The organism is Ideonella sp. B508-1, assembly GCF_000333615.1.
Lineage (GTDB): Bacteria > Pseudomonadota > Gammaproteobacteria > Burkholderiales > Burkholderiaceae_C > Ideonella.
Map to the genome: position 1 here is coordinate 22929 of NZ_BADL01000319.1, position 6000 is coordinate 28928.

Annotated in this window: 3 protein-coding genes and 1 pseudogene; 2 read left to right on the plus strand and 2 right to left on the minus strand. The window is 70.5% G+C overall.

Annotated features, from left to right (window positions below; all coding sequences use genetic code 11):
- Positions 1–187 precede the first annotated feature (187 nt).
- The gene (locus I73_RS13890; RefSeq protein ID WP_148289798.1) at positions 188–1834 is read left to right on the plus strand and encodes a chromosome segregation protein SMC; all 1647 of its coding nucleotides are present in this window, start codon (positions 188–190) and stop codon (positions 1832–1834) included.
- Positions 1831–2799: a DUF5655 domain-containing protein gene (locus I73_RS13895; RefSeq protein WP_022981165.1), complete on the plus strand. Its 969-nt coding sequence runs from the start codon at positions 1831–1833 to the stop codon at positions 2797–2799. Before I73_RS13890 ends, I73_RS13895 begins: the two co-directional genes overlap by 4 nt.
- A 107-nt stretch (positions 2800–2906) precedes the next feature.
- Here I73_RS13895 and I73_RS13900 read toward each other — a convergent pair whose 3' ends face one another.
- Positions 2907–5468 (minus strand): YbcC family protein, encoded by a 2562-nt coding sequence (locus tag I73_RS13900; RefSeq protein WP_083876741.1) that lies wholly within the window; start codon positions 5466–5468, stop codon positions 2907–2909.
- A 41-nt stretch (positions 5469–5509) separates the two neighbouring features.
- Positions 5510–6000 (minus strand): annotated as a pseudogene (locus tag I73_RS33195) (hypothetical protein); the annotation flags it as partial.

A 6000-nucleotide genomic window follows, 5' to 3' on the forward strand; every position in this document is an offset into this window, starting at 1 on the left:
CACCGGCCTCAACTTCATCTGGTCACCCGACCCGGCCGATGCCGGTGGCCAAGGTGACGCCGATGACCTGGGGCACGGCGCAGGCAAGACCTTGTTCTGCCGCTTGCTGCGCTATTGCCTGGGCGAAGACCGCTTCGCCCCGGATGAGCAGCGGCTCAGCATCAGCCGGGCTTTTCTGAACGGCTGGGTGTCGGCCGAGGTGATGCTGAAGGGCCGGCTTTGGGCGGTGCTGCGGCCCTTGGGGGTGGGGCGGGGCCACTTCGCGGTGGAAGGCGTTTTGCCCGAGCAGTTGTTTGAGCACTTGTCCGAGCCCACCGGCATGGCACCCTTGCTCAACGCCATCGAGCAACAGGTGTTGAGCCCGCAGGTGGCCCGCTTGATGAGCACCGACCAAGCGCATGACGCTTGGCGGGTTGCGCTGGCCTGGCTGACACGCGACCAGGAGTGCCGCTTCGACCATGTGCTGGACTGGCGCGCGGCCGAGTCCAACTCAGAGTCGCCCACGCGCGCCATGTCGCGCAGCCGGCTGCAAGAGGCCATGCGGGCGCTGATTGCGGCCATTTCCTCCGAGGAAATTGAGCTGCAGGCCGAGGCCAGCGCACAAGGTGATGCACACAAGGCCAAGCTCCACGAGCTGGGGCGCTGGCAATGGGCTTGCGAGAACTTGCGAACAGAAGTGCTGCACGCGGTGGGGCTGATGGCCACCGAGGTGCCCGAGGGACGCTTGGGGCTGGACACGCTGCGACAGGCTGCACGACAGAAGCTGGCCCAGGCGGCGAAAACGGATGCTACCGTGGACGTCTCGAATCTGGGCGAATTGAGGCAACGCGGCCGCGACGCGGCGCAAGCGGTGGCCGAGCTGGACAAACAACTGGCGGTGTTGACCAACAGCCTGCCCTTGCATGAATCGCTGCTGGCGAATCTGCGTGCCGAGTTGCCGGGCAGTTCTGCCCGCTTGCGGGATGCCGAGGTTCCGAGCTGCCAAGTCTGTGAAGTGCCCATCGACAGAGTCCTGGCGGATGGGTGCAAGCTTTCGCACAAGCTGCCGGACTTGGCCGCCCTGCGCCAGCGGCATGAAGCCTTGCAGAAGCAGGTTCAGACAAAGCAGGCCGAGATCGGACTGGTGAAGCAGAACACTGCGCTCGTACAGCAGCAACTGCTGGCCGCACGTGCGGCGCGCGACGCACTGCAGCAGACCCTGGCGAAGGCCGAACGGCTGAGCGACAACCGTTCGTTGGCCTGGCGCCAAGGCAGAAAGAACCTGGACGACATTCAACGCCTGGAGCGCGACTGGGCCGCGTGCGAGCTGGCGCAAGCGCAGGCGGCACAGTTGCAGGCCCAGATGGACGCCAAGCGCGAACGCATGGCGGCATTTCGCGACCAGCAGGCGGAGGTGTTTGCCCGCTTGTCCACGTACTTTGATGCGGTGATCCGCGCGGCCGTGGGGCCCACCGCTTCGGGTCGGGTCAGCCTGGACGGCAACGGACTGAAGCTCACCGTCCAATGGGGAGGTGAGCGTTCCACCGCGGCAATCGAGTCGCTCAAGGTGATTGCCTTCGATTTGGCGGTGATGTGCATGAGCATGGCGGGCACCACCCACCTGCCGGCCTTCCTGTTGCACGACAGCCCACGCGAGGCCGATCTGGGCCTGAGCGTGTACCACCGGCTGTTTGATGTAGTGCGCGGGCTGGAAGGGGCTTCATCACCGGCCTTTCAGTACATCGTTACCACCACCACGCAACCGCCGCCCGCCTTCCAGCAGCAACCCTGGCTGCGTGAAACGCTGCGCGGCGCGCCACCCAGCGAACGTTTATTGAGGTGCGATCTGCCATGAGTGACATCCAACTCTTCCGTCTTGCCAACGGCCAAGCCACCGAACTCAAGGGCGAGGCGTCCGATCTGGAAAAGCCTTTGCAAACGCTGATCGAGGCCAACCTCGAAACGCTGCTGGGCGCCCGCTTCCTGGCCACCGAGTACTCAACCGGCAAGACCCATGGTGGCCGCATCGACAGTCTGGGGTTGGATGAGAACCACTGCCCGGTGATCCTGGAGTACAAGCGCTCTGTCGGCGAGAACGTCATCAACCAGGGCTTGTTCTACCTGGATTGGCTGATGGACCACAAGGCCGAGTTCAAGCTGCTGGTGCTGGAGAAGTTTGGGGCGGCAGCGGCAGACGCCATCGACTGGAGTGGCCCACGCTTGGTGTGCATCGCCGCGGACTTCACCAAGTACGACGGCCACGCGGTGCAGCAGATCGACCGCAACATCGAGCTGATCCGCTACCGCCGCTTTGGTGCGGACCTGCTGCTGTTCGAGCTGGTCAACGCCACCTCGGCCTCGGTCCCCAAACCATCTGCGGCGGTGAAGGCCGCCAAACTGGCGAAAGAGGCCAACGAATCGGGTACGGAGAAGGTCGTCGGGCCCGACAAGACCTATGCCGAGACCGTGGCCACCCTGCCCGCACCACTGCTGGCCGTGCTGGCATCCCTGGAGGACTTCACCCTCTCCTTGGGCGACGATGTGCAACGCAAGGAGTTGCGCTTGTACGTCGCGTTCAAGCGCTTGAAGAACTTCGCCACGCTGGTGCCCCAAAAAGGACGCTTGTTGCTGTACCTGCACCTGGAGCCGGCCTTGGTGACGAAGGCCTTGCAGAACGCCGAGGACGTGTCCCAGAAGGGGCACTGGGGCACGGGGGATGTCGTGGTGTCGCTGACCTCCTTGGCAGATCTGGACGCCGCCAAGCCCTTCATTCTGGCCGCCTATGAAGGGCGAGCTGGCACGCCGAAAGCCGTCGATTGACGATGCCCGGTGGGGCTCAGGCCAGGTGACCGGCTCCCCCCAAAACCGCACAGCGCGTTTGCCTAATACGACTCGGCAGTAAGGCTGTGCGTGGCTCTTTCAGCCCCTCACGCCTCATCCGGCACGGCCAGCCACTGCCCCGCCTGGTAACGCGCCAGCCCTGTCTCGCCAAAGCGCCACAGGTGCAGCCAGCCGTTCTCCACCAGCTGGCGCACCACCTCCTGCGTGGCCAGCACCCGCTCGATGGCCGCGGCCGGTGCGTCGATGACCACCGTCAGGCGCAGCGGCTCGTGCACCCAGCGCTGGCCGTCGTGCACCGACTGACGGGCCAGGCCGATGCGCAGGTCGCCACCGTTGCCCTCGAACACACCGATGCGCCCGCCCACCACGTTGTGCAGCAGCTTGTTGCCGCTGCCCAGGCGCTCGGGCTCGCAGACCGCCGCGTGGTACTGCCAGTTGATCCAGTGGGCCACCAGCATCGGGGCGGTCATCAGCTGGGTCAGCAGCTGGCCCTGGGGGTCGGCCTCGGGGTCGTAGTCGTGCAGGAAGGCCCGGCCCTCCAGCAGCACGCCGCGCGTGCGGTGGCGCGGGGCGATGACCAGCGCGGCGTTGCCGCTCAGGCCCCATTCGGGACGGGTCTGGGCGCCGTCGTTGGCGCGCCGGCGCAGGGTGTCGAGCAGGGCCGGCGCGGGCAGCGTGGGGGCCAGGCCCAGGCTGGGGGCGCGCTCGCGGCGCACCTGGTCGGCCGCGTGTTCGAAAGCGCCCTGCACGGGTGCCAGCGCGGCCCGCGTGGCGGCAGGCTGCTGGTCCAGGTCGAACCAGACCATCTCGTCGGTGGCGGTGTTGTGCAGGGCGGCGATGAAGCGGGTGTGCTCGCCCAGCAGCAGGCCGCGCTCGGCCAGGCCCTGGCGCACCTCGGGCTGGTTGAGCAGCCGGGCCAGGGCGCGCACGCTGACCTCGCCGGTCTGGCCGCAGCAGGCGCCGCAGTCCAGCGCGGCGGCCTGGGCGTTGTTGGCGCTCTGGCTGCCATGGCCGACCAGCAGCACCAGGGGCGCGGTGCCGCGGTCCAGGCCCATGCCCTGCAGCACGCGGGCGGCCAGGTCCACCTGGGCCGGCAGGTCCAGGCCACCGAGCGCGGGGCGGCACAGCGGGCGGTAGCGCGCGGGCAGGCCGCTGTGATCGGCCTCGCTGCGCGGGCTGGCCGGGGGGCGCAACCAGCTGGCCAGGCGGCCCAGATAGCCCGCGCCGGCAGCCTCCACGTAGGAGAAGGCGGCGCCGGGCCAGCGGCTGGCGGCCTCCCAGCGGCTGGCCCGGTCCAGTCCATGGCGACGGGCCGCGGCGGCGCGGGCGGTGGGCTCGCCCGCGGGGGTGGCGCCCTGGGCGTCCTCGATCACCTCGCCCACGGTCACGGTAGGTGCCAGCAGGCCCGGCAGGTGCGGGCGTGCCAGCGCCGTGCCCAGCGGCGTGTAGGCCGCCGGCAGGCCGAAGAAGCCGGCGAAGCCGCGCGTCTGCACCGCGGGCCAGACGGCCTCCAGCGCGCGGCGCATGCGTTCGCTGCGCACGTCGATGCAGAACACGGCCTGCACCTCGGGCACCGGCTCGGGCAGCGCGGGCGCCGCCACGCTGAGGCGGCTGGCCAGGCCGCGCTGGTAGCCCTGCTCCAGCGCCAGCTGCCAGACCTCGTCCACCCACAGGGCCTGCTCGGCGCGGGCCAGGCGGGCCGGGGCCTCGCGCCAGGCGTGGCGCAGGTCGGCACCGGCGCGCTGGCCGGAAGCGTCCGTTTTGCATTCCAGCAGCAGCGCGCCCCAGGCCAGGCGGATGGCCAGCAGATCGCGCAGGTGGCCGTCCTCGCGGCCCTGCTGCCGGGCCTGCCAGCCCAGGTAGGCGCACCAGCTGGCCCAGCCCGGCACCGTCCACAGCACCGACTCCAGGTAGTCGGCCCAGATGGCCGGCTCCAGCCCCTGGCGCTGCAGGGCCCAGCGCTCCACCGCCTCGCGGTTGTCGGGCAGGGCATGCAGGTGGCGTCGCAGCGTGGGCAGGCCCATCAGCCAGGCCACGCCATGGTCGTGGGTCAGGCTGTCGCGCCAGAAGTCGAAGAGACCGGCGCTGCGCTCGGGCTGCCAGTCGGCCTGGTGGTGGTCGAAGTAGGCCGCGCAGGTCTGGCTGAGCTGGTGGGTGATGGCCTGGCGCCAGCTCAGGCGCTCGTGGCGCCGCGGGTCGTCGTCCAGCACGTCGATGAGCAGTGGCAGTGGCGGGATGTCGGGCGCGGTCTGCAGCGCCTGCAGGCAGTCGGCCTCGGCCCGCGTGGGGTGGCCCAGCGCGGCAAGGGCGGCGCGCAAATCCTGCGGGGTGATGCGGCCCTCGGCCCAGGCCTGGGCGATGAGCGCACGCGGCGGGAAGACCTGCACGCCGGCCAGCACCGCCAGCCGGGCCGCCACCTGGCGCACGGGCCGGTCGATGCGCGCCCAGTGCGGGTTGACGGCGATGGCCTGGTCCAGCGGCCAGGCCGGCGCGAAGCTGCGGCAGGCCTGGGCGCAGGCGGCCTCCACGGCCTCTTCCACGGCGGCGTCCAGGTCAGGCTGTGACGCCGGGTTATGGGCACGCCCGTTCGCGTCGGCGCGGGCAGGGGCGGGCCGCGTCGCGCAGGACGCCAGGCTCGGATGGGGCATGGGACTCTCCAGTATGCAGAGGATCGGAAGGTGGGGCTGCGTCAGGCCGCGGGGGCGGACGGCGTGGGCCCGTGGACCGCCCAGGCCGCGGCCCGACCACCCCAGGCCGGCGCGGCCCAGCGGGCGGGCCACAGCCGGCAGGCCAGGCGCGTGACCAGGTCGTCGACGTAGTAGCCGGCGTAGGTCCAGCGCCGTGCCGCCGTCCAGACACCACGCTGCCATTGCAGGGCCGCCAGGCCAAGGTACATCGCGGCCATGCCGGCCAGGGCCAGCCAACCCAGCCCGGTGTGGGGCCGGTCGTCCAGCCCCAGCGGCAGGGCGTGGCCCAGGCTGGCCAGGGCCGCCAGGAAGGCCAGCATGGCGGTGCCGGTGAGCAGCGCGCGGGCCGTGTCAGCCAGGCGCTGCGCCCCCGCCGCCAGCCACAGCAGCGGCGCCCAGGCCAGCGCCAGCAAGGCGCTCCACCAGACAGGCCAGCCGCCCGCAGCCAGCAGCGGCTGGCGCCCCAGCCCATGCAGCCCGGGCTGCACCGCCA

What these genes read in the sequence shown, in the direction of transcription:
- I73_RS13895 (WP_022981165.1), top strand. Translation starts at nt 1,831, where the DNA reads ATGAGTGACATCCAACTCTTCCGTCTTGCCAACGGCCAAGCCACCGAA.
- I73_RS13900 (WP_083876741.1), bottom strand. Translation starts at nt 5,468, where the DNA reads ATGCCCCATCCGAGCCTGGCGTCCTGCGCGACGCGGCCCGCCCCTGCC.